This is a genomic window from Streptomyces sp. NPDC058964, assembly GCF_042741275.1.
Classification (GTDB): domain Bacteria; phylum Actinomycetota; class Actinomycetes; order Streptomycetales; family Streptomycetaceae; genus Streptomyces.
Window position 1 is genome coordinate 1 of record NZ_JBHYKH010000748.1, and the last position, 3,237, is coordinate 3,237.

General features: G+C 71.8%; 2 protein-coding genes. Both read right to left on the bottom strand.

Translation table 11 applies throughout. The features are described 5' to 3' along the window. On the bottom strand, positions 1-1,861 hold a 1,861-nt coding region (locus tag ACFW2E_RS44120; protein ID WP_384477003.1), incomplete at its 3' end, for a GNAT family N-acetyltransferase. 230 nt (positions 1,862-2,091) lie between these two features. Then, complete coding sequence (gene gap, locus ACFW2E_RS44125; protein ID WP_384477006.1) at positions 2,092-3,105, bottom strand: type I glyceraldehyde-3-phosphate dehydrogenase; 1,014 nt, start codon at positions 3,103-3,105, stop codon at positions 2,092-2,094. Positions 3,106-3,237: the final 132 nt, after the last annotated feature.

The following is a 3,237-nucleotide window of genomic DNA, read 5'->3' on the forward strand; positions in this document are numbered from 1 at the left end:
CCAGGTACGAGGGGATCGTCGCGCCGCCGGCGGCGGGCAGCAGCCGTACCGGCAGGTCCTGCTCCAGACGTACGGCGATCACTGGCCGGTCCCGCCGTGCGGGCGCCGCGGTGAGCGCACGTGTCAGGTCGTCTCCGGTGGCCGCGGCGACCGCCGTGGGCACGAGAGCCACGATGACGGCATCGACACCCGGGCACCGGGCGAGGCGGTCCACACACTCCTTGAGCTGTTCCTCGGACACCGCGGCGGTGGCGTCGACCGGGTTTCCGACGGCGGCGCCGTCCGGCAGCACGCCGAGCAGTTCGTCGACCGTCGTCGGTGTGAAGGGTGGGAGGGCCAGGCCCGCCTCCACGCAGGCGTCGGCCGTCAGGACGCCCACGCCGCCCGCGTTGGTCACGATCGCGACGCGGGACCCTTCCGGCAGTGGCTGTGAGTGCAACAGGGCGGCGGCTTCCAGGAGTTCGCCGATCGATCGGGTCGCGGTGATGCCGGCCTGGGTGAACAGGGCCCGGCGGGTCATGGTGCGAGTGGCGGCGGCCGCGGAGTGCGAGGCGGCCGCCTTACGGCCCGCGTCCGTGCGGCCGGCGTCGACGGTCAGCACCGGGATGCGGCGCGTCACGCGCCGGGCGGTACGGGAGAAGGCCCGCGGGTTGCCGAAGGATTCCAGGTGCAGCAGCGCGAGGTCGGTACGGCTGTCGGTCTCCCACCACTGGAGCATGTCGTTGCCGCTGACGTCGTACTTGTCGCCCAGGGACACGAAGGACGATACCCCGATGCCCAGCCGGGACAGTCCGTCGAGCAGTGCGATACCGACCCCGCCGGACTGCACGGCGACACCGGCCGTCCCGGGGCGGGGGTGGTCGGCGGCGAACGTCGCGTCGAGGCGCAACTCCGGGTCCATGTTCGAGACACCGAGGCAGTTGGGGCCGACGAGACGCATGCCGTAGGTGCGGCAGCTACCGAGCAGCGCCCGAGCCTGGGAGGGGTCGAGCCCGGCGGTTACGACGACGAGCGCGCGCACGCCGGCCCTGCCGCATTCCTCGGCGACGGCCGGGACCGCGGCGGCCGGTAGGGCCACGACCACGAGGTCGGGGGTCTTCGGCAGGGCGCTGACGGACGGATAGGACGGCACACCGAGAACCGACGTCACCCTGGGGTTCACGGCGAACAGCCGGCGGGTGAAGCCGCCCGTGCGCAGGTGGTGAAGTACGGCGCGCCCCACCGACCCGGGCGTGCGTCCGGCCCCGACGACGGCGACGGCGTCGGGCCGCAGCAGCGGCTGGAGGCTGGCCACGTCGGCGGCCCGGCCACGGGCCTCGACGGCCGACAGGTAGGTGTCGTCCGCCTCGAGCCCGATGGTGCAGCGCACTTCCGGCCCTTCGAAACGGCGGGTGGTGCGCAGGCCCAGGTCGGCGAAGAGTCGCAGTACCTCTCGGTTCTCGCCGAGCGCGTCGGCGGTGAAGGTGGTGATGCCTTCGGCCCGCGCCGCCGAGACGAGATGCTCGACGAGCAGGGTGCCCACGCCCCGGTGGTGCAGTCCGTCGGCGACGGCGATGGAGATCTCCGCGTCGTCCTTCGCTCCGCCGGTGTCGTACTCGGCGAGACCGATGACCTGTCCGTGCGCCTCGGCCAGCAGAGCCTGGTAGCCGGGGTGCGCCGGGGCGCAGGCACGGTCGGCGGCCATGGCGGCGGACCGACGGCTCGCCCCGAAGAACCGCAGGCGGAGGTTCTCCGGCGACATCTCCTCGTAGAGGCCCTGCAGCTGATCGTGGTCACCCGCCACTACCGGACGGATGCACACCGTGGTGCCGTCCGCGAGCAGGGCGTGGACCGAAGGCCGATGGAGCAGCTCGTCCGTCATCGCAGGTCTCCTCCTCCTTCTTCTTCCTTCTTCTTCGACCTTCTTCTTCGACACTTCGATCGTCCGGCGGACCGGAGGGTGCTCCCAGGGGCTGTCCGGGGGTGGAGGGAGGGCCGGTAAGCCCCGCGCGCCGCCGATCGTCCCGGTCCACGGTCCACGGCGCACGGCGCACGGGAGCGCGGTGCACGGGAGCGCGGTGCACGGGAGCGCGGTGCCCCCTTACTGGCGCGTCAGTCGTCCGCGACCAGGGCCGTGAGGTCCAGGAGACGGTTGGTGTAGCCCCACTCGTTGTCGTACCAGCCGAAGACCTTGGCCAGCGTGCCGTTGGCCTGGGTGAGGGCGGGGTCGAAGACGCAGGAGGCCGGGTCGCCGATGATGTCCCGGGACACGATCGGGGCCTTCGAGACGCGCAGGATGCCGTGGAGCGGGCCCGCCGCGGCCGCCTCGAAGGCGTCGTTGATCTCTTCCTCGGTCGCCGACCGGGTGAGAACGACGGCGAGGTCGGTGAGCGATCCGTCCTCCACGGGCACCCGGACGGCGATGCCGTCCAGTGCGCCGGCCAGTTCCGGCATCACCAGGCCCACGGCGCGGGCGGCTCCGGTGCTGGTGGGAATGATGCTCAGGGCCGCCGAGCGGGCCCGGCGCAGATCCTTGTGCGGACCGTCGAGCAGGGACTGGTCGTTGGTGTAGCCGTGGATGGTGGTCATCACGCCGCGTTCCACACCGAAGGCGTCGTCGAGCACCTTCACCATCGGGGCGACGCAGTTGGTGGTGCAGGAGGCGGCGGAGACGATCCGGTCGCGGTGCCGGTCGTAATCCCGGTCGTTGACGCCCATCACGATGGTGGCGTCCACGCCCTTCCCGGGCGCCGAGAGCAGCACGGTGTGCGCTCCGCCCTTCAGGTGCAGGGCCGCGGCGTCGCGGTCGCGGAAGCGGCCGGTGGATTCGATGACGATTCCGGCGCCGTAGTCCGACCAGTGCAGGCCCGCCGGGTCGCGCTCGGCGGAGACGGCGATGCGTCGGCCGTCGACCGTGATGGAGTTGTCGTCGTGCCGGACATCACGTCCGATGTGCCCGAAGGTCGAGTCGTACTCGAGCAGATGGGCCAGTGTGGCGGGCGACGCGATGTCGTTGATGGCGACGACCTCGACGTCCTGGATGCCTTCTTCGGCCCGGTCGAGGGCGGCGCGCAGATACGATCGGCCGATGCGGCCGAAGCCGTTGATGCCAACACGTACGGTCATGGTCGTGGCTTCCTTCCGGGGTGAGGGACGCTCAGGGGTTCCAGGTCCAGTCGGCGACTTCGGGCAGGTCGACGCCGTGTTCGCGGATCCAGGCGTGGTGGCGGGTGCGGGCGTCGGCCATGTGCTGGCGCA

Excerpts from the sequence above, each read along its gene's own strand:
- gap (WP_384477006.1), bottom strand. The coding sequence starts at position 3,105 with ATGACCGTACGTGTTGGCATCAACGGCTTCGGCCGCATCGGCCGATCG.